Below are 24210 nucleotides of genomic sequence, written 5' to 3'. Positions count from 1 at the left end.
CTTTTGGCTTCAAGAAAGCGCACCACGATTACGCGTTTTTACACGACCAAGACCCAATGCAGGCGTTCTTGGGTCATCATTTCCCGCGGTTGATGCCGCGGATGTAAGCCGAAACTGCGGCTACTCCTAAAGGGTGCCGATTGCCGTTACGCAAACAAAAAGAAAGAATGCGGATAAGACCAAGGCAGATAGGCCAATGCCAAATATCCCATAGAGTGCGCTGAAAATCAGCGTTGGTAGTAAGGCCAAAGAGGCAATGACGTAAGGATGGACAGGACGAGTGGGGCGAAGGAAGAGAACTGCGAACCAAAAAAGCGCGAGCGCAGGGAAATAAAGCGTTTGAGGGTCCTCATATCCACCGAATAGCAGGGAGTAAGCTATAGCGGCGACGACGATCAAGCCAAGTGCTTTGACGACCCACATCTTCCCAGTCTCTAGTCTCACGCTCGACTTCGGATATTCGACCTTAGCGCGAATTGATTTCCGAGTTCACCTAAGCATCAAGTCACCTTCGCTGTAAGTTGTTTACCATTGGACATCCATTGGGGACCTTGCCGGAAGGTCTGCTTCTGGGCCCTTTGGCGACTCTCGGTGATGCGATCCGAACGTTCGCTTCCAAGTGATGAGCCGACATCGGCTGTTCAAACCATTCAAGTCAGCACGTAACCCCTGAACGGACATCGCGAGCCGATTGCCGCATAGAGATCATCGAGGCAGCGCCACCCCGGCGATTTGCATGACGCCAAGCTGGTCGAACAACTCGATCTGTTCGCCGTTCAGCACTGGAATGTAGCAGCGACGCCCGGCATCCGGGATCAAGATACAGAGCTTATCCTCCGCGACCGTCCATGTCGCGCCGGCAGGTCCCGGAGTCTCGCTCCAGTGCGGATAGGTCATCCGGCCGTCGGGCTCGAATCGCATCGTGAACGGACCATTCGTGAGCTTGGGACCGAAGCTGATCGTCTTGCCCCGGAATTTTGCGGCCAAGGTCTCACCTGTCGGTCGTTCGCCGGCTGCTGCGGCGAGCGAGGCATCGTGCCCCGGATCATAGCCCTCGGCCTTCAGGATCAGCCAGAAGAGCCTGCCCATGCTACGCATCGAAGGTTCGGTGAAGGGCGCGTCGCGATCGACACGATGCACCACGACGAGGTCGAGCGCGGGCACGACCAAGGCGTATTGGCCGCCGGCCCCTTCGGCCATAAAGCTGCCCTCGGGCAACGTCAACGTAGGCGCAACGGCACCGCCCAGAAATCCGATCCACCAGAGATAGCCATAGCCCATCCCGCCCCCTGCTCTCGAATAGCCACGCGTGCTCTCTTCCACCCACTCCCGCGGCGCGATCTGGTGTCCGGCCCAATTGCCCTTGTGCAGGTAGAGAAGTGCAAAGCGCGCCAGGTCCCGTGCGCTCATGCGGATCTCATAGGCAGGGTGGATCGACGCTTCGCCGCGGACGTAGCTGCCATCCTGTTGCCGGTAGTCCTGCATGCCGATCGGCTTTGCGATCTTTTGGTCGAGCGCCTCGAAGATGCCGGTGCCGGTTGCGTGCTCGTAGATCGTGCCGAGCGCGTTGAAGTCCCAATTGTTGTAATACCAGAAGGTGCCGGGCGGGTGGCTGCCGCGCGGCGGCCGCATCTTGGTCATGCGCGGCGTCTCATAGAGCGCCGCGTGGTAGACCCCGGAACGCGCTTCGAGGAGTTCGCGCACCGTCGCGCCCTTCTCGATCCCGGTCAAGCCAGGCGGATTATCGTCGATGCTGAGTTCGCCAAGCGTGCTGTCGAGGTTGATCAGGTGATCCGACACTGCGATGCCGATCAGGGCGCTGAGCACGCTCTTGCGGATCGAAGCGACTTCCATCGGCTTCGTCGTATTGCCCCACTCGGCCACCACCTTTCCGTGCTGAACGATCACAACCGCGCTCGAGCCAATCTGATCCGAAAAGGATCGCGCCTGGGCCAATTCGGTCTCCGACCAGCCCGATTCTGCGGGGGTGACGCGCTCCCACTCCGCTGCCGGGAAGCCATCTTCAGCCGCGGCAGGCCCGAACCGAAGCAAAGCGCCGAGCAACACGAATGCGAAAACAATCTGGCGCATATGCATTGGATCCCACGCGCTGCGAGCTTGCTGTCAGAGTGGCCGATTTGAACCTGGAAGCCCTCTACAAACTTGGGGCAAGGTCAGCCTTCCCAGTGGCGCGCCCAAAAAAACGATCGGCTCGAATCGCCGTCGGCAACACGATCGCCAAGACTGCGACGATGGCGCCAGCAATGATATCTATGAAGTAGTGGCCACCCATGAGTGGGGTGGCCATCAACGTTGCCACGCACATCAACAGAGCGAATGGTCGCATCCACCACACGCCCCACCAAGCCCACAGTGCGAGGATTGCCGCAGCTGTATGGAAACTCGGGAAGCTGACAATTCCGCCGATTTGCGAGATGCTGAGAGCATGCAGGGAGCCGCTCCTGATCGCCGGGAGACGGCCGATTTGTATCAGATAGCCGTCAGCCTTGTATGGCCCAAAACTGGTTGGGAGATCGTACAGATAATAAGTTCCGAGCGCCGGGATGAATATCGACACGGATGAGACGATAAACAGGGTGATCAGGAATGCCATCACGTAGCGCTGCAACCGCACATGATTGCGGGTCAACCCGAGAATGATCGGAACCCCGAGTGGCGGGAATGCAATCGCTCCATAGGCGAGATAGGCATAGTCGAGAAGATAAGAGCGGGCCGTTACGAACCGATAGTAAGCCGCCCAGTCCAAACCGATAACTCGATCGCAGTAGTCCAGGGCGGCATCCTGCAGCGGAAAGTTCGATGCTGCTGCGATGTAGGTCAAAAGAGCTGAAAGAAGCGAAAGCGTGCCCAACTGAGCGATACTGGCAAAGACGAATGCCAGTCGAGGAGCGTAAAACCTGGTGAACAGAAGATGGCCCGCGGCCACGAAGAGACAAGCGAGGAGCACGGCTTCCCATGCCTCGCGGTCCGGCGCGAGAAAAAAGCCCGCGAACGGCAGCGTTACTCCGACAATGAGCGCAAGGGTCGTCAGAACAATCCAATTTAACAAATAGAGATTTTGCGCGAGAGATTGCTCATCGATCTCGGGGGGCATGACAATTTCCAATTCCGAGGCCAGTATGCCCAGCACAACCTTAACAAGAATATATCGGGAAGCGATACCTCAGTCAGAAAAGACGGGGTTCCTGTGTGAGGGCCATCACTGCGCGAGTGAATTGGTGCGCTTATTCCTGCGGCTATCAATGGAGAGGGGATGGTCCCTTCCCAACGCGGGAGATCAGCATGAGCACCCAAAGCATCCGCTTGCTTTCGAATGAAGACCTCGATGCCGTCGTGGGCGGCATGATGAATAACGGTCAAGGCCAGTTTCTCCAAACCCAGCCCAAGAATGGTGGTCCGGCCAACAACAGGGGCGATACTGGCACGCTTGTGGGCGTGCTCACCACCATGGGAGTGCTCCTGGAAATCGGCATCTCGCTTTAATAAAGCGCGAAACCTGATATCGAGGCCGCCTCAGTTGGCGGCCTCTTTGTTTCGGCCATGCTTCCATCACCGCTCCCCACCTCAGGCAATTCGCCGCAGTCGTTCCCTCGCAAAGCCTGCAAGAAAATCCAAGACGCCGTGTCGGAGCCGCGAGACCTCGTTCGTCCTTGGGCCATGATTGGGCGGTAGACGCTGACGTCGAGCCCAGCAATTCATGAGAGAAGGACAATATCATGCCCGGCACCGTACGCCTGCACCGCGTTTTCACGACCAGTCCTGACAAGGTCTATCGCGCCTTCGTCGAGGCAGATGCGCTGGCCAAATGGCTTCCGCCCAACGGCTTCACCTGCACCGTGCATCATCTGGAGGCCAGGGTCGGGGGCACGTTCAAGATGTCGTTCCGGAATTTCACGACGGGCGACGACCAGCCGTTCGGCGGCGAATATCTCGAGCTCGTCCCGGGCGAGCGGCTCCGCTACACCGACAAGTTCGACAATCCGAACCTGCCTGGCGTGATCGAGGTGACCGTGCTCTTGAAGAAGGTTTTGGTCGGCACCGAGGTCGATATCACGCAAGCCGGGCTTCCCGACGCGATCCCGCCCGAGGCCTGCTATCTCGGCTGGCAGGAATCGCTGCGCAATCTGGCGCGGCTGGTCGAGCCGGAGATCAAGCAATAGCGGTGACATGAGTATCGTGGGGTGGGCAAAGCGTAGCGTGCCCACCACCTGGCAGTTGCTGAGAGAACGTGGGCACGGCGCTTCGCGCCTTTGCCCACGCTACGGCACCATCCACGTCGTCATTGCGAGAAAGAGGAACTCTCCGAAAGTACAACTCACATCGGCGTATGAGCGATCGCTACGCGCTCGCCTTGTTCAGCCCGCCGTCCGCAGTCCAGCGGTCCGGCTCGGGACTGTGGCCGATCAACGCGAGGCCGTAGGCGATCGACTCGAACTGGTCGCCGGACATCAGCCGCTCGTTGCCGAAGCGGTCGGCGAACAGTTTTCGCACCGCCGGCACGAACGAGGTGCCGCCGGTCAGAAACACCTTCTCCACATCCCGCGCGGTGATGCGGGCTTCGCCCAGCACCTTGTCGACGGTGGCGCCCAGCCGGGCGATGTCGTCGGCAATCCAGCTATCGAACTTCTTCCGCGTGATGGCCGCGCCGATGTTGACGCCGCCACCCTTAAAGCGGAAGTCCACTTCGTCCTTTGCCGACAGGGCGACCTTGGCGTCCGACACCGCGCGATACAGCGAAAAGCCGAGATCGAGATCGACGATGGTGATGAAATCCTCGAGCTGTTCGGGCTTCAGCGCGGTGCGCGCCAGCTCACACAACTCACGCAGATCGCCGTTGCTCTTCATCAGCGCGAGCTGATGCCAGCGCGCCAGATTGGCGTAGTGGCTGTTCGGGATCGGCAGCACCTTGTCGAACGAGCGAAAGCTCGAGCCTTTGCCCAGTCGCGGCGAGACGACGTGATCGACGATGCGATAATCGAACGTGTCGCCGGCAATGCCGATGCCGGCGTGGCCGAGCGGCTCGGCGCGCAAATGGCCGCCTGATCGCGAGAAGCGCATCACCGAGAAGTCGCTGGTGCCGCCACCGAAATCCGCAACCAGCACGGTGGCATCGCGCTCGAGCCTGCGGGCGAAGGAGAACGCCGCGCCGACGGGCTCGTAGACATAGCGGGCATGGCCGGCACCGAGACGCTCGAAGGCGGCGCGGTAGCGCTGCATGGCGAGATCGTCGTCGGGATTGCCGCCGGCAAAGCGCACGGGGCGGCCGACGGTGATGTTGGCGGCCTCGAAACCGAAGACGTCGCCGCCATGGCGCGCCAGCGTGCGCAGGAACGCCGCCAGGATGTCCTCGAACTTGAAGCGCTGCCGGAACACTTGCGTGGTGTTGAAGCTCGAGCTTGCCGCGAAGGTCTTGAACGACTGCAGGAAGCGGTAGACATGGCGCCCTTCGAGAAACTGCTCGATCGCCCACGGCCCGCCTTCGGCCTGGGCGCCGGCGCCCGGCCGGTCCTCCCAGAAGCACAGCGCCGAGACGTAGGTGCTGTGGCGTTGCCCACCGTGCTCGAAGCGGACGGCCTCGACCCGGCGGTCGTCTGCCGCTAGGGCGACGACGGTGTTGCTGGTTCCAAAATCGATGCCGATCGAGACGGCGGGCGAGGCGCTCGACATGAACCACTCTGACAGTTGGATGGAAGGGGGCGCACCACTAACGGCTTAGCGTGCCGCTGCCAAGACCCTTAATTGTGCATCGCATCAGGCAAATAACCCGGATTTAGCAGGATTTGGACTAGATATGGCCAAATCGGCCGCTTTAACGCATCATTATGCTGCAATGCGAAGGATTAAATGCTGCCATGCAATAGCGGGCATGGACACTGGCATCTGGTATACATAGATTACCTTTCGAAATGAGGCAGCAATACTGACTGTCTCGGGAAAGGGAATTCCGATGTCCAAGACCGCTTCCGTCGCACTCGCGCCCTCCGCCTCGCTGTTCGCCCGTTTCATGGCCGCCGTCGACCGCTTCCTGATGGCCAGCGCCGAGATCTCCAACAACAACGGCGACCTGCCGCGCTTCGGCCTGTAAGCGCCCGACGAAACCGCCGCGCGTCGAATTGTCGCGCCGGTTGTAAAAGTTGCTAATTCCTACTTTTGAAGAATGGCCTCGCTCTGCGGGGCCATTTTTATTTGGTATCAGGCGCATATACGCAGTCTCGGCAGCTTCGGAAAACGAGGTTGCGTCATAAGCGCACAACGGGCCGCGTGCGCTTGAAGCTTGGCATAATGAATACAAGAATGCCGCCAACGCTCGCTCAAAAAAACAGAAGCGCTCATTGGAGGATTCATGACGGACATGGTGCAAGCAACAACGGCCCCTACCGCCGCACGCGTCAGCGACACCTATCGCTGGGCGCAATTGGCGGTCGGCGTAGCGGCCATGGTGATGATCGCCAACTACCAATACGGCTGGACGTTCTTCGTCCCCGACATCCAGAAAACTTTTGGCTGGGATCGCGCCTCGATCCAGTGGGCCTTTACCCTGTTTGTTTTGTTCGAGACCTGGCTGGTGCCGGTCGAAGGATGGTTTGTCGATAAATACGGTCCGCGCATCGTCGTGCTCGTCGGCGGCGTGCTCTGCGCGATCGGCTGGGCGGTCAACGCGCAGGCCACCACGCTCAACGGCTATTATCTCGGCATGATCATCGCGGGCATCGGCGCCGGCGCCGTCTACGGCACCTGCGTCGGCAATGCGCTGAAATGGTTTCCCGACAAGCGCGGGCTTGCCGCGGGCATCACCGCCGCGGGCTTCGGTGCAGGCTCCGCACTCACCGTCGCGCCGATCCAGGCGATGATCAAGGACAGCGGATTCCAGACCACCTTCCTCTATTTCGGCCTCGGACAAGGCATCATCATCTGCATCCTCGCCTTCTTCCTGCTGGCGCCGAAGCCGGGCCAGGTGCCGAGCGTGGTGGCAAACGCCGCACTCGCGCAGACGCGGCGCAACTACCAGCCGACCGAAGTTTTGCGTCAGCCGATCTTCTGGTTGATGTACTTCATGTTCGTGATCGTCGGTGCCGGCGGCTTGATGGTGACGGCGAATTTGAAGCCGATTGCAGTCGACTGGAAGGTCGACGCCGTACCGGTGACGCTGATCGGCATGACCATGACCGCGGTGACGTTCGCAGCCACCATCGACCGCGTGCTCAACGGCCTGACGCGTCCGTTCTTCGGCTGGATCTCCGACATGATCGGCCGCGAGAACACCATGTTCATCGCCTTCGGCATGGAAGGCGTCGGCATCTGGATGCTTTACCTCTGGGGCCAGGATCCGATCTGGTTCGTGATCCTGTCGGGCTTCGTGTTTTTTGCCTGGGGCGAGATCTACTCGCTGTTCCCCTCGACCTGCACCGACACGTTCGGCGCAAAATTCGCGACCACCAATGCCGGCCTGCTCTATACCGCCAAGGGCACCGCCGCGTTACTGGTGCCGCTCGCGAACTATGTGCAGCAGACCTCCGGCCATTGGGACAACGTGTTCATCCTCGCGGCCGGCGCCAACATCCTGGCCTCGCTGCTGGCGCTGCTGGTGTTGAAGCCCTGGCGGAGGTCTGTGGTCGCGCATTCGACCGTCTGACTTCGCACTCGCAACATTAACATTGCGCCTTGACGCCCGGCCTCACCGCCGGGCGTTTTCATTTTCCCGAATACACCTTAATACCGCAAACCCGAAGGAACCCTGCACATTTCTTGCGCGTCATTCTAAGATAGGGCTTGCATTCTGGAATATGGTATACCAAGCTCCCCGCCGCGCTTGCGACCATAAGCCACAATATTTGCGACACTCCGTCATCTGGGCGGCGCTGTCGTGACCAGACAGGCGCTTGGGAGGTTGTTGATGATTTCCAGCACGGATGGCGCCGTCACTGCCGCGCCTCTTCGCACAAGTTTCCGTTGGCTCCAGCTCGGCATGGGCATCGTCTGCATGGCGATGATCGCCAACCTGCAATATGGCTGGACGCTGTTCGTCGATCCGATCGACGCCAAGTACCATTGGGGTCGCGCCGCGATCCAGCTCGCCTTCACCATCTTCGTCGTCACCGAGACCTGGCTGGTGCCGATCGAGGCATGGTTCGTCGACAAATACGGCCCGCGCATCGTCATCATGTTCGGCGGCGTGATGATCGCTCTGTCCTGGTTGCTCAACTCCTACGCCGATAGTCTTCCCCTGCTCTACGCCGCGGCTGTCGTCGGCGGCATGGGCGCGGGCGCGGTGTACGGCACCTGCGTCGGCAACGCGCTGAAATGGTTTCCTGATCGCCGCGGCCTTGCCGCCGGTGCGACAGCCGCCGGCTTCGGCGCGGGCGCAGCCCTCACCGTGGTGCCGATCGCGGCCATGATCGCATCTTCAGGCTATCAGCACGCGTTCCTCACCTTCGGCATCGGCCAGGGCGTGATCGTGTTCGTGCTCGCCTTCTTCATTCAGCCGCCGCGGCTGTCGATCCCGCCGAAGAAGAAGCAGCTCAACCTGCCGCAGACCAAGATCGACTTCACGCCGCCGCAAGTGCTGCGTGCCCCGATTTTCTGGATCATGTACCTGGTCTTCGTCATGGTCGCCTCCGGCGGCCTGATGACCGCGGCCCAGATCGCGCCGATCGCGCACGACTTCAAGATCGCCAGCACGCCGGTTACGCTCGCCGGCTTCCAGATGGCGGCCTTGACCTTCGCGATCTCGCTCGACCGCATCTTCGACGGCTTCGGACGTCCGTTCTTCGGCTTCGTGTCTGACACGATCGGCCGCGAGAACACCATGTTCATCGCCTTCGGCACCGCCGCTTTGATGCTGCTGACGCTGTCGGCCTACGGTCACGTCCCGATCGTCTTCGTGCTCGCGACCGCGGTCTATTTCGGCGTGTTCGGCGAAATCTACTCGCTGTTCCCCGCCACGTGCGGCGACACCTTCGGCTCGAAATTCGCGACCACCAACAACGGCATGCTCTACACCGCGAAGGGCACCGCCTCCCTGCTGGTCCCGCTCGCAAGCGTGATCTCGACCGCCTATGGCTGGAAGGCCGTGTTCGTGGTGGCCGTGGCGCTGAACGCGACGGCCGCGCTGATGGCGCTGTTCGTGATCAAGCCGCTGCGCCGCTCGTTCATCCTGGGCAATGAGGCCGAGAGCACCAGTCCCGCAACCGCAAGCGCCGAGACGCGGGCCAAGACAGGGACGGCGTGAGCCGCCACACCTACGTCGATCAAAAAGGGGCGCAGCAATGCGCCCCTTTTTCTTTGCCACATGCTCCGCATGGTGATGACAAACGTCAGCATTGCTGCCGCAAGATTTTTCGGATCAGCCAAATCCAGCGCTTGACGATTGGCATTATGTATACCACACTTCCCTCATCATTCACCCAGGGAGGTTGCCATGCTGGTCGGAGACATTCTGCGCAAGAAGACGCCGCGCGTTGTCACGGTGCGAATGAACGAAACGGTGGGTATCGCCGCCAAGCTGATGCGGGCCAACAACATCAGCGCGCTGGTGGTGAAGGACGTGGTCCGCTCCGAAGGAAACACCGCGGTCGGCATGTTCACCGAGCGTGACGTGGTGCGCGCCGTTGCCGAGCACGGCGCGGGCGCCGTCAACGTCAAGGTCTCGCAGCTCGTCTCGGTGCAGCAGCTCGTCTCCTGCACTTCCTCGGACACGATCGAGCACGTCCGACACCTGATGAACCGCAATCACATCCGGCACCTGCCCGTGATCGACGATTACAGCCTCGTCTCCGTCATCAGCATGCGCGACATCGCCGCTGCGATTGACGAGGCGCTCAACGGCACGCCGCAAGCAGCAGCCTAACAGCGGCAACTCCCTTCCTGCTCCCTCTCCCGCTTGCGGGAGAGGGTCGGGGAGAGGGCGTCTCCACCAGGGAGACTCCCCAAGAGGATAGAGCCCTCACCCGCCGCGCTCGACGAGCGCGCCGACCTCTCCCGCAAGCGGGAGAGGTGCAGAGAACCTGTGGCCGGATCAATCGAACCAGTTGCCAACTTTAGTCCCGCGAGGAAGTCATGAAGATCTGCATCTACGGCGCCGGCGCGATCGGCGGATATCTCGGCGTGCAGCTGGCGCGCACAGGCGCTGATGTCAGCCTGGTCGCACGCGGCGCACATCTCGCCGCGATGCGCGAGCGTGGCCTGACCTTGCTCACCGGCGAGGAATCTCACACCGTCCATCCGCGCTGCACCGACAATGCGGCCGAGCTCGGCGTGCAGGATTATGTCATCGTCACGCTGAAGGCGCATTCGATCACCGGCGTGATCGAGAAGATGCAGCCGCTTTTCGGGCCCCACACCCGCCTCATCACCGCGGTCAACGGCATCCCCTATTGGTACTTCTACAGGCACGGCGGCGCCTACGAGAACGCGACGCTGGAAAGCATCGATCCCGGCGGTCGGCAATGGCGCGAGCTCGGCGCGGAGCGTGCGATCGGCTGCATCGTCTATCCCGCCACCGAGATCGAGGCGCCCGGCGTGATCCGCCACGTCTACGGCAACAATTTCCCGCTCGGCGAGCCCTCCGGCGAGATCACATCGGACGTGCAGCGCCTCGCCGACCTGTTCGTCGCGGCCGGCCTGAAGGCCCCGGTGCTCGACCGCATCCGCGACGAGATCTGGCTGAAGCTCTGGGGCAATGTCTGCTTCAACCCGATCAGCGCGCTGACGCACGCAACGCTCGACGTGATCTGCACCGATCCCGCCACGCGCGCGCTGTCGCGCGCGATCATGGTGGAGACGCAAGCCATCGCTGAAACCTTTGGCGTCAAGTTCCGCGTCGATGTCGAGCGCCGCATCGAGGGTGCCCGCAAGGTCGGCGCGCACAAGACCTCGATGCTGCAGGATCTCGAACGCGGTCGCCCGATGGAGATCGACCCGCTCGTCACCGTTGTGCAGGAGATGGGCCGCCTGACCAAGATCCCGACGCCCGCGCTCGACTCGGTGCTGGCGATGGTGACCCAGCGCGCCCGCATCGCCGGCCTCTATGATGGCGTCTCTAGCCCCGCTGATCCTCGCGCGCTGGCGGTGGCGTGATGGCGGGCGACATGAAGCAGTGGCTCCGCTTTCGCCACGCCGGCACCACGGGCTTCGGCACGCTCACGCCTGATGGCATCAGCGTGCATGAGGGTGAGATGTTCGGCCGCAACGCAGGCACCGGCAAGATTCTGACGCTGTCGGAGGTCGAGCTGCTCGCGCCTTGCGCGCCCAGCAAGATCGTCGCGCTCTGGAATAATTTCCACGCGCTCGCGGCCAAGCTGAATCAGCCCGAGCCACCGGCGCCGCTCTATCTGCTCAAGGCCACCACCACCATCACGACGCCGGGCGCCGTCATCCGTCGTCCCTCCTACTACGATGGCAAGACCACCTATGAGGGTGAGCTCGGCATCGTCATCGGCAAGACCTGCGCCCGCGTCTCGCCTGACGAGGCGGACCGCTTCATCTTCGGCTACACCTGCGTCAACGACATCACCGCCAACGACATCCTGACCAGCGATCCCACCTTTCCCCAATGGGCCCGCGCCAAGGGCATCGACGATTACGGCCCGTTCGGTCCTGTCATCGCCACCGGCCTCGATCCGGCCAAGCTCACCGTCCGCACCATTCTGAACGGCGCGGAGCGGCAGAACTATCCGATCTCCGACATGATCTTCTCCGCGCAAGCGCTGGTGAGCAAAATCTCCCACGACATGACCCTGCTCCCCGGCGACCTCATCGCCGTCGGCACTTCGGTCGGCGTCGGCGTGATGAAGGAGCCGGTGAACACCGTGACGGTGTCGATCGACGGCATCGGCGAGCTGACGAACGAGTTTCGGTTGTAGGTCTCTCCGTCATGGCCGGGCTTGTTCCGGCCATCCACGCCTTTGATCCACGTTTGAAGAACGTGGATGCCCGGGACAAGCCCGGGGCATGACGAGCGTAAATTGAACGACTGCCCCCGCTCTCAGGAAAGGCCCTGCATCGCCCGATCCAACCGCCCCAGCCCGGCTGTGGACTGCGTCCTCCAGCACCTCCTGCCGGCCGCCCGCCCCCTTGATCTCGGTTCCGCTCTCCAATAGCAATTATGGCCAAAATGTGCGCGGGCGTGAGGACGTCGCCATGTGGCTGTTTTTCCTGGTTGCCTGGTTTGTCCTGCTCGCCGCCATCGCCTTTCTCGCTCCGCAGGCGTTTGGTTACGACATCACCCATTTGCCGGCTGCCTTTGCCGCCCTGCCGATGCCGCAGCGGATCGCGGCCGGTGCGATTGTCGTGGCCGGGCTCGCGCTGATCGGCGCCTCGGCCTTTCGGCTCTCACGCCAGGACCGGCGCCTCGATAGCTTGCGCGACCGCCTCAGGAAGACCCGCGAGGACGTCGTCGTCGCGCACGCCCTGCAAAATCACCTCGACGCCACCGTCCAGCACCTGATCGAGAGCGACCCGAGAGAGGCCGTCTCCGCGCTGCACGACAAGCTCGGCGAGACCGAGCAGCGCGCCCTGCTCCAACAGAGCCGCAACCAGTCCACCGACATGCACGACCAGCTCGCCGAGATCCGCCGCCGCCAGCAGGGCGTGCGCGAGATGGTCGGCAAGGTCGCCGATCAGCGCCGCGCGGTCGAGCCCGTCTTCACCGAGATCCGCGACCGCCAGAACCAGCTCGAACGCGCGCTGCTCGACCTCGAAACCGACGATCGCAAGAACAATCTTGCGGACCGGCTGAAGGATATTGCCCGCGACGTATCGACGCTGCTCGGCCGGGTCAACGGGGTGCAGGACACGTTTGCGACGCTCAACCAGTACAAGGAGGATCTGGCGAAATCCCATGCCGAGCTGGTGCCGCTGCGCTCAAACGACGCCGGCATCAACGCCCTGATCGGCGAGCTCGGCCTCAGCCATGAGCGTCTCGCCAGGACCGTCGACGAGCTCGAGAGCGGGGGCGAAGCCCCGCTCAGCACCCGCGTCGAGACCCTGTCGAAAAACAAGAACGAGATCGAGCAGCGCTTGGCCCGCATTGACGACAGCGCCAACATCCTCAAAGCCATCAGGCTCGATTTCGAGGAGCTCGGCCAGCGCCAGGCCCAGCTCGAACGCTCGCTCACGGAAGTCGAGACCGACGGCGACGGCAAGACCCTCGTCGATCGCCAGAACGCGCTGAACGATTTCGTCCTGCAGTCGCGCCAGCGCCTCGGTGCGTTGCAGGAGACGCTGACGACGCTGAACGCCTTCAAGACGGAGCTGTCGAAATCGCAGGCCGATCTCGTGCCGCTGAAGGCGCCGGTGTTCGGCATCGAGGCCATGATCACGGAGGTCAGCGCCACCAGGGATCTGCTGGCCAAAACCGTCGGCGAGATCGAGGCGAGCGGCGACGTCACCCTCACCTCGCGCGTCGATGCGCTGACCAGGAGCAAGCGTGAGGTCGAAGACCGCCTCGCCCGCATCTTCGACAATTTCAACGCGCTCGATGCCTTGCGCAAGGACATCGGCGGCATCTTCTCGACCATCCGCAACAGCCTGAACCGGATCGGGTGAAGGCTGAACGAGGTTCGAACCGGGACCGATCTGCCTGCGACCAACAGCCCATGCGCTTCATCCTCGGCTTCCTGTCTGCCCTGCTCGGCGCGCTCGCCGGCTGGTCCGGCTTGGCCGCGCTTGTGGTCATGCTGGCGGGGCCGGACCGCGATGGCGGCATCGCCATGGGCGCCTTCTTCGACATCGGCCCGATCGGCGGTGTGGTCGGCCTGGTCGCCGGCATCTGGCTGTTCATGCGCTTCGGACTGGTCCGCAACGCATCGCCGGCACCTGCCGGAGAGACCCCCGGTGACGCGGCTCCCCGCGCCAGGCGGCTCTCCTTCCCATTGGCCATCACCGTGCTGCTCATCGTGGCCGTGCTGGGCTATTGGGGATGGTACGAGTTGATCCGCTCGCCCAATCTCAGCCACGGCTTCATGACGCTCCAGATCGAGTTTCGGCTTCCTCTCGGCATGACCCTGCCGGACCAGGAAGAGGACGTGAAGATCGAGGTCGAGGAAGCCTCGGGCTATGCCAACGCGATGCTGCCGCCGAACTGGCGCGCGCATGACGGCGAGCGCAAAGCGATCATCTCAACGGCTTCCCTGATGTACAAGACGCGGCACCGCGCCGTCAGTCTGACGCTGCCTGGCGTGCCAACGCAGCACTGGTCGATCGATCTTCCGTCCGACCCGGATCCCACGCCCGGCTTCTCCCCCTGGCGCACGGCAAGCGAGCCATCGCCAGCCGGGATCGAGATGCATTTCCGCTTGAGCGCCGATCGCTGACGATCGCGCGGCGCGCGGAAACATTCCGACACACATCACATCTGCGCGCGCCCAAGAGATGCCGCCAACATGTCGCGGGCGCGCCGCACTGTGGACGCATTCCGGCGTCCATGTCTGAGGCGTGTCTGGGGGCACGGCTCGGCCGTGTTTGGACCAAACCTGCTAGGGGTATGACTGTGAAGAAGATTGTATTTGTTCTGGGTGCGACGCTTGCTCTGGTGACGGCCGCAAACGCTGCGGACCTGCCGCGCCGCCAGCCCGTGCCGGTCTATCCGGCCGAACAGGCCCCGATCGGAAAGATGCCGATCGGCAAGAGCCCGGTTGGCAAGGCCCCGATCGGCAAGGCGCCGAGCCCGGTCGCCGCGCGCTACTGAGGCGATAGCGGAAACAAGCGCCTGTAGTCGAGGGGCACAGCGTGACGAACAAACCTGATCGAGCGGGGTCCTGCATCCTCGCAGGCCTCGCGCTTGCGACCATGCTCGCATGCATGATGACCTCGGCTTCGGCTAACGAAACGAACAAGCGCATGGCCGACGCCAGTGCGCTTGTCTCGACCGACACTGCATCGCGCGCCACGCCGCAAGCAACGCGGCGCTCGGTCACGCGGGCGGACAAAGGCCCCTATTACGTCGACTTCCGCGCGCGGACGGCGGCGAGCTGGGGCCACGCCTTCGTCTGGTACGGCAAGACCAGCGAGCGCGCCGTCGAGGTCGCCGGCCTGACGCCGGCCGGTGACACCTGGACCTACGTGCTCGGCTATTTCACCTGGGTGCCGTCGGAGACCGGCGCGAGCTATGGCGATCTCGACCCGGACTACCTGACCGCGAACTATCGCGTCTATCTGAACGAAGCCGACGCCAAGCGCGTGTTCGCCTATATCGAGAAGCTGAAGGCGAGCTCGCCGGTCTGGAACGCCGAGACCACCAATTGCACCGGCTTCATCGGCGACATCGCCGAATATATGGGCCTGAAGGTCCCCAACCGCTGGCAGCGCCCGGAAAACTTCGTCAACAGCCTGAAAGAGATCAACGGCGGCCGCCAGATCGTGCGGCTGTCGGCGGAGTAGCGCTTCCGTCTTTGCGAGCGCAGCGAAGCCATCCAGAGTCCCTCCGCAGAGGCAGTCTGGATTGCTTCGCTGCGCTCGCAATAACGATGTGGAGGCGGCGTGTGCTGCTTCATCACCGTCACCCTGAGGTGCTCGCCTCTTCGGCGAGCCTCGAAGGGCGACGGCCCCGCTGCATCTGGGCCGTGCATCCTTCGAGGCTCCTGGCGCGATGCGTTGCATCGCACCACTCGCACCTCAGGATGACGGAGATCCGAATTATCCGCCCCGCGGAAACACACCCACCCGCTCGCATGACTCACCGCACGGCGGCGCAATAGACATTTCCCGACCCTAGCGGCATCCTCCTCCCCATCAACTTAAAAGCACAGGCTGCCACGCAGGCGGGGGAAACTGACAATGCTGCAAACACGGTTCACAAAGCTCGTCGGCGTCGAGCACCCGATCGTCCAGGGCGGGATGCAATGGGTCGGGCGCGCCGAGCTGGTCGCGGCCGTTGCGAACGCCGGTGCGCTCGGTTTCATCACGGCGCTGACCCAGCCGACGCCGGAGGATTTGACACGCGAAATCGCGCGTTGCCGCGACCTCACCGACAAGCCGTTCGGCGTCAACCTCACCATCCTGCCTGCGATCAAGCCGCCGCCTTACGCCGAATACCGCGCCGCCATCATCGAAGCCGGCATCACCGTGGTCGAGACCGCCGGCAACAAGCCGCAGGAGCACGTCGACGAGTTCAAAAAACACGGCGTCAAGGTCGTGCACAAATGCACCAGCGTCCGCCACGCACTCTCGGCCGAGCGCATGGGCGTCGACGCCATCTCGATCGACGGCTTCGAATGCGCCGGCCATCCCGGCGAGGACGACACTCCCGGCCTGATCCTGATCCCGGCCGCCGCCAACAAGGTCAAGATCCCGATGATCGCCTCCGGCGGCTTTGCCGACGCGCGCGGCCTCGTCGCCGCGCTGGCGCTCGGGGCCGAGGGCATCAACATGGGCACCCGCTTCATGGCGACCAAAGAGAGCCCGATCCACCAGCTCATCAAGGAGAAGATCGTGGCCAATGACGAGCGCGAGACCGAGCTGATCTTCCGCACCATGCGCAACACCTCGCGCGTCGCCAGGAACGAGATCTCGACCAAGGTCGTCGCGATGGAGAAGGAAGGCGCCAAGTTCGAGGATATCCGCGAGCTCGTCGCCGGTGCCCGCGGCAAGATGGTCTATGCCACAGGCAATTCGGACGAAGGCATCTGGTCGGCCGGCCAGGTGCAGGGCCTGATCCAGGACATTCCGAGCTGCGGCGAACTGATCTCCCGCATCGTGCGGGAAGCAGAGGCGATCATTCGCAGCCGGCTCGAAGGCATGATCGTTCAACCAAGCGCGCAAGCCGCCGAATAATCACTGCAAGAAGCGAGACCAGCTCATGAAGGCTTATGTCTACGGCCCTGAGGGCGCTCGGATTTCCGACGTCGCTCACCCCAAACCTAAAGGCACGCAAGTGCTGGTGCGCGTGCGCGCCTGTGGCCTCAATCGCGCCGACACCGGCATGCGCAAGGGCCACGCGCACGGCGCGGCCGGAGGCGTCGGCGCCGTGCTCGGCATGGAGTGGGCCGGCGAAGTTGCCGAGCTCGGGCCTGACGCGAAGGGCGTCAAGGTTGGCGACCGCATCATGGGATCGGGCAGCGCCGCTTTCGCCGAGTACACCCTCGCCGACCACGGCCGGCTGTTCCACGCCCCCTCGAACATGAATTTCGAGGAAGCCGCCACGCTACCCGTCGCGCTCGCCACGATGCACAATGCCGTCGTCACCGTCGGTGGCGTGCAGCCGGGTCAAGCCGTGCTGATTCAGGGCGCGAGCTCCGGCGTCGGCCTGATGGCGATGCAGATCGCCAAGCTCAAGGGCGCGAGGCTCGTGATCGGCTCCTCGACCGATCCCTATCGCCGCGGCCGGCTGAAGGACTACGGCGCCGACCTCGCGGTCGATTCCTCCGATCCCGCATGGGTCGACGAGGTCTTGAAGGCGACGGGCGGCGAAGGTGTCGATCTGATCGTCGACCAGGTCTCAGGCAAGGTCGCCAACCAGAACCTCGCGGCGACGAAGATCCTCGGCCGCATCGTCAATGTCGGCCGGCTCGGTGGCACCCATGCCGACTTCAACTTCGACCTCCATGCCGCCCGCCGCATCTCCTATATCGGCGTCACCTTCCGCACCCGCACCATCGAGGAGGTCCGCGCGATCTTCGACGAGGTCCGCAGCGACATCTGGGGCGCGGTGGAATCGCGAAAACTCCAGCTGCCGATCGACAAGGTCTACGCGTTCGCCGACATCGACAAGGCGTTCGAGCACATGGAGGCGAACAAGCATCTGGGGAAGATCGTGGTGACGGTGCTGTAGGGGCCGACCAAGGCGACGGTGTCGTAGGGTGGGCAAAGCGGAGCGTGCCCACGATTTGTATCCATCACGAAGGAATGGTGGGCACGGCGCTATCGCGCCTTTGCCCACCCTACGACCGCGCGAGTGGCACGTACCACCCTCCAATTCGGAAGCATTCGCAACGGCCTCGCTCCTGCAACTCACTCGCGACTAGCTCTGTGGATCGTCGCTTGATGTTCATGCTCGCCCTGCTAAATCCCCTGCATGAGCGGACAACACGACAAGACATCGGTTGCGGCCATCTCGATCCTGGCCAGCGGCGGCATGGCGGCGGCCAAATTCGTGGTCGGGATTGCGATCGGATCGCTGGCGCTGATCTCCGAAGCGCTGCACTCCTCGATCGACCTGGTCGCAACCATCATCACCTGGGCGGTGGTGCGGGTGTCGGACAAGCCGGCCGACGACGAACACCATTACGGCCACGGCAAGCTCGAGAGCATCTCGGCGCTTGGCGTCACCGCGCTGCTCTACGTGCTGGCCGGCGGCATCCTGGTGGAATCCTACAGCCGGCTGCGCGAGGGAACTCCGCCGCCGACGATCTCGGCCGTGCCGTTCGTGGTGCTGGTGATCGACATCGCCGTCAATCTCTGGCGCGCCCGTGCCCTGCACCGCGCCGCGCGCGAGACGCGGAGCGAGGCGCTGGCCGCGGATGCGCTGCACTTCGCATCCGACGTCATGGGCTCATGTGCCGTCATCGCAGGTCTCGTTCTCGCGGCCTTCGGCTTCTGGTGGGGCGACGCCGCGGCCGCCGCGGCCGTGGCCGTCATGATCGCCCTGCTCGGCCTGCGGATGGCAAGCTCCACGGTGCACACCCTGATCGACCGCGCCCCGGAGGGAGCCCAGGAAAAGGCGACCGCCGCGATTCGCGGCGTGCCCGGCGTGATCGACGTCGAGCGGCTGCGCGTCCGCATGGTCGGGGCGACCACGTTCATCGACAGCATCGTCAACGTGCCCAGGACCTATCCGATCGACCGCGTCGAGGAGATCAAGCGCAACGCCCAGGCCGCCGTCAGCAAGGCGTTCGACGATGCCGACCTCACCTTCACCGCGGTGCCGGTCGCGCGCGACAACGAGACCGTGCGCGACCGCATCATGGTGATCGCACACAATTCGGGCCTCGCCATCCACCACGTCACGGTGCACGATCTGGGTATGGTCAAAGATTTGGCCAAGCTGATCGTCAGCATCGACCTCGAGGTCGACGCCGACATGCCGCTCGCGGCCGCCCACGACATCGCCAACACGCTGGAGCGCAGCATCCAGGAAGAGTTCGGCGCCGACGTCGAGGTCGACGTCCATATCGAGCCGCTGGAACCGGAACTGCCGTTCGGCGTCGATGCGGCGCCGGAGCGAGTGCAGACCATCGCCGCCGCGCTCACCGAATACGCCGCTGGCAGCGAGATCCACGACATCCATAATGTGCGCGTCCGCGACACCGATGCAGGGGAGATCGTCAACTTCCATTGCCGCGCCACGCCGTCGATGAGCGTGATCAAGGTGCACGAGCATGTCGATGCGATCGAGCGCCGCCTGCGCCGCGCGTTCCCGAGCGTGAAGCGCGTCATCAGCCACGCCGAACCGCCGCGCGTGTGAGGCGGAACGCGCGATGAGTCACACGTTCTTGTTTCGGACTCCTGATGCACGTGAGTTTGCGGAGGAGAACCGCGCAAACTCTGCATTGGATAAGAATTATTTTGCGTTAACCTTTCGTTGACTCTCGACAGCCTGCGCAAACTGGATTCAAATCGGTGTGATTCGAAAGCGTTGTGGGGCTGCTTTCGAACTGAGTAGCAAGCAGGTTTTCAGGGGGCCGAAGGCATGGCGCGTGCAGACGCCGCGAACGCGTGCGTCCAATCCGATTCGATCAAGGGATTGGCGCAATCGATCGCGAAACCTGCCTATCATCGGCTCCTGATCGCGGAGCCCGCGCTGCGTCGCGCCGTGCCGACGCTCATCATTGCCTTCCTCATCACGATCTGCCTCGGCGCGTTCGTCCAGGTCGTCGACCAGACGCGCCAGAAGCGCCTGGTGATCCAGAACGACATCTCTATGCTCGCCGAACTGCTCGCCGAGCGCATCGACCGCGCGACCTCGGTGCGCGCCGAGCGGCTGAAGACCATCGAGAACCTGCCGACGCTGCTGCCCGACATGATCCCGGCCAAGGCAAGGGTCTCGGGCCGCCACGTCGTCGTCACCTCGGCCGGCGTCAACGGCCGCATCCTCGCCCGCATTCCGATCGACAGCGATCCGGCCGGCAACGACCGCCTGCTCGATGCGATCACCACCGCCCAGCTGCTCGCGACGCCACCGCGCGACAACAATTTCGCGGACATGATGCTGCCCGATGGCAACGCGGCGCTGGCAACCTCGCGGCCGATCAAGGCGCTGCCGGGTCTCGTCACCGTGATCCAGGAGCGCAACGAGCCGATCTGGGGCTCGGACGCGGCGCTGTCGGTGACGCTGTCGGCAACGACGGGCTTCGTCGTCCTGATCCTCGGCTTCGCCTTCCACTGGCAGTCGACCCGCGCCCGCGAAGGCGACCTCATCAACGACGCGGTGCGCGGCCGCATCGACACCGCCCTCAACCGCGGCCGCTGCGGCCTGTGGGACTGGGACCTGTCGCGCGGTCGGATCTTCTGGTCGCAGTCGATGTTCTCGATGCTCGGCCTCGACGGCCGCAACGAGCTGCTCACCTTCGGCGAGGTCAACGCGCTGGTGAAGTCCGACGACATCGACCTGTTCGCGATCGCCGACCAGCTCATCTCCGAGAAGATCGACCATATCGACCAGACCTTCCGCATGCAGCATGTCGACGGCCACTGGATCTGGCTCCGCGTGCGCTGCGAGCGGACGCGCGGCGCCAGCGATGCCGGCATGCACCTGATCGGCATCGCGGTCGACATCACCGAGCAGAAGAGCCTCGCCGAGCGCACCGTGGAAGCCGACCTTCGCCTGCGCGACGCGATCGAGACCATTCCGGAAGCCTTCGTGCTGTGGGACGCCAGCGACCGCCTGGTGCTCTGCAATTCGCACTTCCAGCGCCTACACAAGCTGCCCGACACCGCTGTCATCCCCGGCACCTCCTACGAGACCGTGCTGGAAGTCGGCCGCATGCCTGAGGTCCGCACCCGCCACAACGAGACGGGCGCCCAGGGCCCGGGCGCGCGCACCTTCGAGGCCCAGCTCGACGACGGCAGCTGGCTGCACATCAGCGAGCGCCGCACCAAGGACGGCGGCTACGTCTCGGTCGGCACCGACATCACCCGCATCAAGGAGCACGAGCAGAAGCTCGTCGACAACGATCTGCGCCTGCGCGCCACCGTCATCGACCTCAAGCGCTCGCAGGCGGCGCTGGAACGCCAGACCATCGAGCTCGCCGACCTCGCCGAGAAATACCAGCGCGAAAAGACCCGTGCCGAGGAAGCCAACCAGACCAAGTCGAAATTCCTCGCCAATATGAGCCACGAGCTGCGCACGCCGCTCAACGCCATCATCGGCTTCTCAGAGATCATGGGCTCGGGCATGTTCGGCGAGCTGGGCTCCGAGAAGTACCAGGAATACTGCCACGACATTCTGACCAGCGGTCACTATCTGCTCGAGGTCATCAACGACATCCTCGACATGTCCAAGATCGAGGCCGGCCGCATGAAGCTCGATATGGAAGAGCTCGACCTGTCGCGGACGCTGGCCGAGTCCTTGCGCGTCGTCGCCGGCCGGGCCGAGGACAAGCACCTGACGCTGGATGCCGATATCGAGAAATCGATCTCCGTCGTCGCCGACCGCCGCGCCACCAAGCAGATCGTCGTCAATTTGCTGTCCAACGCGGTGAAGTTTACGCCCGACGGCGGACGCATCGTGGTGCGCAGCCGGCAGCTCGAGGACAGGATCGTGCTGATGATCGCCGACACCGGCATCGGCATCGCGCCGCACTCGCTGGCGCGGCTGGGGCGTCCGTTCGAGCAGGTCGAGAGCCAGCTCACCAAGACCTATCACGGCTCCGGCCTCGGGCTTGCGATCGCCCGCTCGCTGGCCCAGCTCCACGGCGGCTCGATGAAGCTGCGTTCCAGGCTGGAGGTCGGCACGGTCGTCCGCGTGACCCTGCCGCGCGACGCCGTCAAGGCAGCGGCTGCGATCTCCGCTGCGGCGTAAGCACGGTGGAAAGCTCGTCTGAGGCCATCCTTCGAGACGCCCGCCTCCGGCGGGCCCTCAGGATGAGGGCGGAGTGCGCAGCAGCCGTTTCAACGAACATCGATACAACGGAGCCTCATCCTGAGGAGACCGCGAAGCGGTCGTCTCGAAGGACGAGGCGCTTGCTCGGACTCTCACCTTACGACTGCAGCGTCGGCGCCACTTCGCGCGCGACATTGACCAGCGCTGCGATCAGCGGCGTCATCGGGTCGCGCTGCGGGATCACGAGGCCAATGCTGTAATTGACCTCGGGGTCGACGATCGGGATCGAGCGGACCTTGTCGGACGACAGGCCGAGCGTCTCGGCCAGCTTGGCCGGCATCACGCTCGCCCAGCGTCCGGTCTTGACGTGCGTGAACAGCACCAGCAGCGAGTTCGAGGTCAGTGTCGGCGTCGCCTCCGCGCCGACCGAGCGCAGCGCGCGGTCGATGATGCGGCGGTTCTGCATGTCGGGCGTCAACAGGCACAGCGGCACCTGCCCGACCTCTTTCCATGTCACCGTCTCGCGATCGCCGAACATCCCATCGGGCGCGGTGAGCAGGCGATAGCTCTCGTTGTAGAGCGGAATGGTGCGCACCTTGCCGATCGGCTCGTTCTCAATATAGGTCAGGCCCGCATCGACCTCGAGATTTTCGAGCAGCCCCAGCACCTCCGACGAGGTCGTCGAGCGGATGCTGAAGCGCACCTCGGGATGCCGCGCACGGAACGGCGTCGTCAGCGAAGCGACCATGCCGAGCGCCGTCGGGATCGCCGCAATCCTGATCTCACCGGAGAGCTGATGCTTTAGTCCGTTGATCTCGTCGCGCATCGCGCGGGCATCGCCGACGATCCGCCGCGCCCAGTCCAAGGCACGCTCGCCCTCGGGAGTAAATCCCTGGAATCGGGACCCGCGCTGAACCAGCATCACGCCGAGGATCTCCTCGAGCTGCTTGAGCCCGGTCGACATGGTCGGCTGGGTGACGCCGCAGGCCTCTGCCGCCCGTCCAAAATGCCGCTCCTTGGCCAGCGCCAGCAGCAGTTCAAGCTTATCGATCAACCGTTCGTCCCCTCGGATTCCATCGTGGCATGCAAGCTATCACGCTCGCCCTGCACCAACACGCAAAAACCGGCAAACGATACAAGTTTCATTACCATCCCGTATCGGTCGATTGCACTTCCCAATCGATCTGAATTCGCAATCGCAGCATGAGACAGCTTTATTGATCTTCGAATGATTCCAAATAGTTTGCGCGCCAGGGACGCTCAATCTGAGAACGAAGAATGACAGCCGCATACGAGCCTTCATACGAGCCTTGGGACGAGACGCGCGGCGCTGAAATCATCGCCGAACATGCCAGCCAGGAAGGCGCGACGCTCGTCATCCTCCACGCGCTCCAGGAGGCATTCGGCTATGTGCCGGAGGCCGCGATTCCCATGGTGGCGCAGGCGCTGAACCTGTCGCGCGCCGAGGTCCATGGCGTCTTCACATTCTACCACGACTTCCGCCACAAGCCGGCCGGCCGCCACGTGCTGAAGCTGTGTCGCGCCGAGGCCTGCCAGGCCGCCGGTGGCGATGCGCTGGCAGCGCGCGCCGAATCGAAGCTGGGCGTATCATTCGGCAACACCACTGCGGATGATCGGGTCACGCTGGAGCCGATCTACTGCCTCGGTCTGTGCTCGACCGCGCCGTCGGCGATGCTCGACGGCCGTCTCGTCGGCCGGCTCGACGAGAAGCGCCTTGATGCGCTGGTTGCGGAGGCGCAGCGATGAACATGAAGATTTCCGTTCCCCGCGATGCGACCGCAGTCGCCGTCGGCGCCGATGACGTCGTCGCGGCGCTCGAGCAGGTCGCGCAGCAGCGAGGCCTCTCGATCGAGATCATCAGGACCGGCTCGCGCGGACTGCATTGGCTGGAGCCGATGATCGAGGTCGCGACGCCGGTGGGCCGCATCGCCTATGGTCCCGTCAGTACCGAGGACGTCGCCTCCTTGCTCGAGTCCATGGCAAGCAACGGACCGCACCCGCTGCGGCTCGGCGGCGGCGAGCATGACCGCCAGCGGGCCGCCGAAGGAGGCGCCGAGAACATAGTAGTCGGAGAGGTCCGCCAGCTCGCGCCGCACGTGGGCGAGCAGGCGGGGGTAGTCCTGCGCGCCGGTCTGCGGATAGCAGACCGTGCGCGCTTGCAGCCAGTCCGGCAGCGCTGCCGTCAGCGGCCG

General features: G+C 63.6%; 23 protein-coding genes. 17 read left to right on the top strand and 6 right to left on the bottom strand.

Translation table 11 applies throughout. From position 1 onward, the window contains the following. Window positions 1-126: 126 nt before the first annotated feature. The 3 genes from Q0687_RS10440 to Q0687_RS10430 form a co-directional block, all read right to left on the bottom strand. The gene (locus Q0687_RS10440; RefSeq protein ID WP_298875617.1) at window positions 127-423 is read right to left on the bottom strand and encodes a hypothetical protein; all 297 of its coding nucleotides are present in this window, start codon (window positions 421-423) and stop codon (window positions 127-129) included. Window positions 424-705: 282 nt separating this feature from the next. Continuing rightward, window positions 706-2091, bottom strand: a complete 1386-nt coding sequence (locus Q0687_RS10435; RefSeq protein ID WP_298875615.1) for a serine hydrolase — start codon at window positions 2089-2091, stop codon at window positions 706-708. Window positions 2092-2155: 64 nt separating this feature from the next. Further along, window positions 2156-3115, bottom strand: coding sequence for a phosphatase PAP2 family protein (locus Q0687_RS10430; RefSeq protein ID WP_298875613.1), 960 nt, complete (start codon window positions 3113-3115; stop codon window positions 2156-2158). A 188-nt stretch (window positions 3116-3303) separates the two neighbouring features. Here Q0687_RS10430 and Q0687_RS10425 point away from each other — a divergent pair, with 188 nt between their 5' ends. Both Q0687_RS10425 and Q0687_RS10420 read left to right on the top strand, forming a co-directional pair. Then, a complete protein-coding gene (locus Q0687_RS10425; RefSeq protein WP_298875609.1) occupies window positions 3304-3504 on the top strand; it encodes a hypothetical protein in 201 nt (66 codons plus the stop codon). A gap of 233 nt (window positions 3505-3737) precedes the next feature. After that, a complete protein-coding gene (locus tag Q0687_RS10420; RefSeq protein WP_298875606.1) occupies window positions 3738-4181 on the top strand; it encodes an SRPBCC family protein in 444 nt (147 codons plus the stop codon). A 178-nt stretch (window positions 4182-4359) separates the two neighbouring features. On the opposite strand, the gene Q0687_RS10415 is transcribed toward Q0687_RS10420, so the two are convergent. Then, window positions 4360-5688 (bottom strand): Hsp70 family protein, encoded by a 1329-nt coding sequence (locus Q0687_RS10415; protein ID WP_298875603.1) that lies wholly within the window; start codon window positions 5686-5688, stop codon window positions 4360-4362. A 280-nt stretch (window positions 5689-5968) separates the two neighbouring features. On the opposite strand from Q0687_RS10415, the gene Q0687_RS10410 reads away from it, so the two are divergent. The 14 genes from Q0687_RS10410 to Q0687_RS10345 all read left to right on the top strand — a co-directional run bounded on the left by Q0687_RS10410 (window position 5969) and on the right by Q0687_RS10345 (window position 21976). Further along, on the top strand, window positions 5969-6106 hold the full coding sequence (locus Q0687_RS10410; protein WP_298875600.1) for a hypothetical protein: 138 nt from the start codon (window positions 5969-5971) through the stop codon (window positions 6104-6106). Window positions 6107-6364: 258 nt separating this feature from the next. Continuing rightward, window positions 6365-7654, top strand: a complete 1290-nt coding sequence (gene oxlT / locus Q0687_RS10405) for an oxalate/formate MFS antiporter (protein ID WP_298875596.1) — start codon at window positions 6365-6367, stop codon at window positions 7652-7654. A 261-nt stretch (window positions 7655-7915) separates the two neighbouring features. Further along, the gene (gene oxlT, locus Q0687_RS10400; RefSeq protein WP_298875593.1) at window positions 7916-9250 is read left to right on the top strand and encodes an oxalate/formate MFS antiporter; all 1335 of its coding nucleotides are present in this window, start codon (window positions 7916-7918) and stop codon (window positions 9248-9250) included. Window positions 9251-9439: 189 nt separating this feature from the next. Further along, window positions 9440-9868, top strand: a complete 429-nt coding sequence (locus Q0687_RS10395; protein WP_298875590.1) for a CBS domain-containing protein — start codon at window positions 9440-9442, stop codon at window positions 9866-9868. Window positions 9869-10077: 209 nt separating this feature from the next. Further along, window positions 10078-11097 carry a 2-dehydropantoate 2-reductase gene (locus tag Q0687_RS10390; protein WP_298875587.1) on the top strand — a complete coding sequence of 340 codons (1020 nt, stop codon included), beginning with the start codon at window positions 10078-10080 and terminating at the stop codon, window positions 11095-11097. Window positions 11098-11108: 11 nt separating this feature from the next. Then, entirely contained in the window at window positions 11109-11882 is a 774-nt protein-coding gene (locus tag Q0687_RS10385; RefSeq protein ID WP_298875584.1) for a fumarylacetoacetate hydrolase family protein, read from the top strand. A gap of 277 nt (window positions 11883-12159) precedes the next feature. Next, on the top strand, window positions 12160-13566 hold the full coding sequence (locus tag Q0687_RS10380; protein WP_298875581.1) for a hypothetical protein: 1407 nt from the start codon (window positions 12160-12162) through the stop codon (window positions 13564-13566). A 50-nt stretch (window positions 13567-13616) separates the two neighbouring features. After that, window positions 13617-14333 carry a hypothetical protein gene (locus tag Q0687_RS10375; protein WP_298875579.1) on the top strand — a complete coding sequence of 239 codons (717 nt, stop codon included), beginning with the start codon at window positions 13617-13619 and terminating at the stop codon, window positions 14331-14333. A 170-nt stretch (window positions 14334-14503) separates the two neighbouring features. Beyond that, a complete protein-coding gene (locus Q0687_RS10370; protein WP_298875576.1) occupies window positions 14504-14707 on the top strand; it encodes a hypothetical protein in 204 nt (67 codons plus the stop codon). 41 nt (window positions 14708-14748) lie between these two features. Next, the gene (locus Q0687_RS10365) at window positions 14749-15399 is read left to right on the top strand and encodes a hypothetical protein (RefSeq protein WP_298875573.1); all 651 of its coding nucleotides are present in this window, start codon (window positions 14749-14751) and stop codon (window positions 15397-15399) included. 396 nt (window positions 15400-15795) lie between these two features. After that, window positions 15796-16791, top strand: coding sequence for a nitronate monooxygenase family protein (locus Q0687_RS10360; protein ID WP_298875570.1), 996 nt, complete (start codon window positions 15796-15798; stop codon window positions 16789-16791). Window positions 16792-16816: 25 nt separating this feature from the next. Further along, window positions 16817-17788 carry a zinc-binding dehydrogenase gene (locus Q0687_RS10355; protein WP_298875567.1) on the top strand — a complete coding sequence of 324 codons (972 nt, stop codon included), beginning with the start codon at window positions 16817-16819 and terminating at the stop codon, window positions 17786-17788. Window positions 17789-18031: 243 nt separating this feature from the next. Next, window positions 18032-19420 carry a cation-efflux pump gene (locus tag Q0687_RS10350; RefSeq protein WP_298875564.1) on the top strand — a complete coding sequence of 463 codons (1389 nt, stop codon included), beginning with the start codon at window positions 18032-18034 and terminating at the stop codon, window positions 19418-19420. 225 nt (window positions 19421-19645) lie between these two features. Beyond that, complete coding sequence (locus Q0687_RS10345) at window positions 19646-21976, top strand: ATP-binding protein (RefSeq protein WP_298875561.1); 2331 nt, start codon at window positions 19646-19648, stop codon at window positions 21974-21976. Between the two features lie 178 nt (window positions 21977-22154). On the opposite strand, the gene Q0687_RS10340 is transcribed toward Q0687_RS10345, so the two are convergent. Beyond that, window positions 22155-23051, bottom strand: coding sequence for a LysR family transcriptional regulator (locus tag Q0687_RS10340; RefSeq protein WP_298875557.1), 897 nt, complete (start codon window positions 23049-23051; stop codon window positions 22155-22157). A gap of 224 nt (window positions 23052-23275) precedes the next feature. Here Q0687_RS10340 and Q0687_RS10335 point away from each other — a divergent pair, with 224 nt between their 5' ends. Continuing rightward, window positions 23276-23764, top strand: coding sequence for a formate dehydrogenase subunit gamma (locus Q0687_RS10335; protein WP_298875555.1), 489 nt, complete (start codon window positions 23276-23278; stop codon window positions 23762-23764). Here Q0687_RS10335 and Q0687_RS35805 read toward each other — a convergent pair. After that, the gene (locus tag Q0687_RS35805; protein WP_363323938.1) at window positions 23653-24114 is read right to left on the bottom strand and encodes an alpha/beta fold hydrolase; all 462 of its coding nucleotides are present in this window, start codon (window positions 24112-24114) and stop codon (window positions 23653-23655) included. The genes Q0687_RS10335 and Q0687_RS35805 overlap by 112 nt on opposite strands. Window positions 24115-24210: the final 96 nt, after the last annotated feature.

The sequence above is a fragment of the uncultured Bradyrhizobium sp. genome (genome assembly GCF_936928535.1).
GTDB lineage: Bacteria > Pseudomonadota > Alphaproteobacteria > Rhizobiales > Xanthobacteraceae > Bradyrhizobium.
Note: the sequence above shows the minus strand (reverse complement) of the source record. Positions and strands in the feature narration are given on the sequence as shown.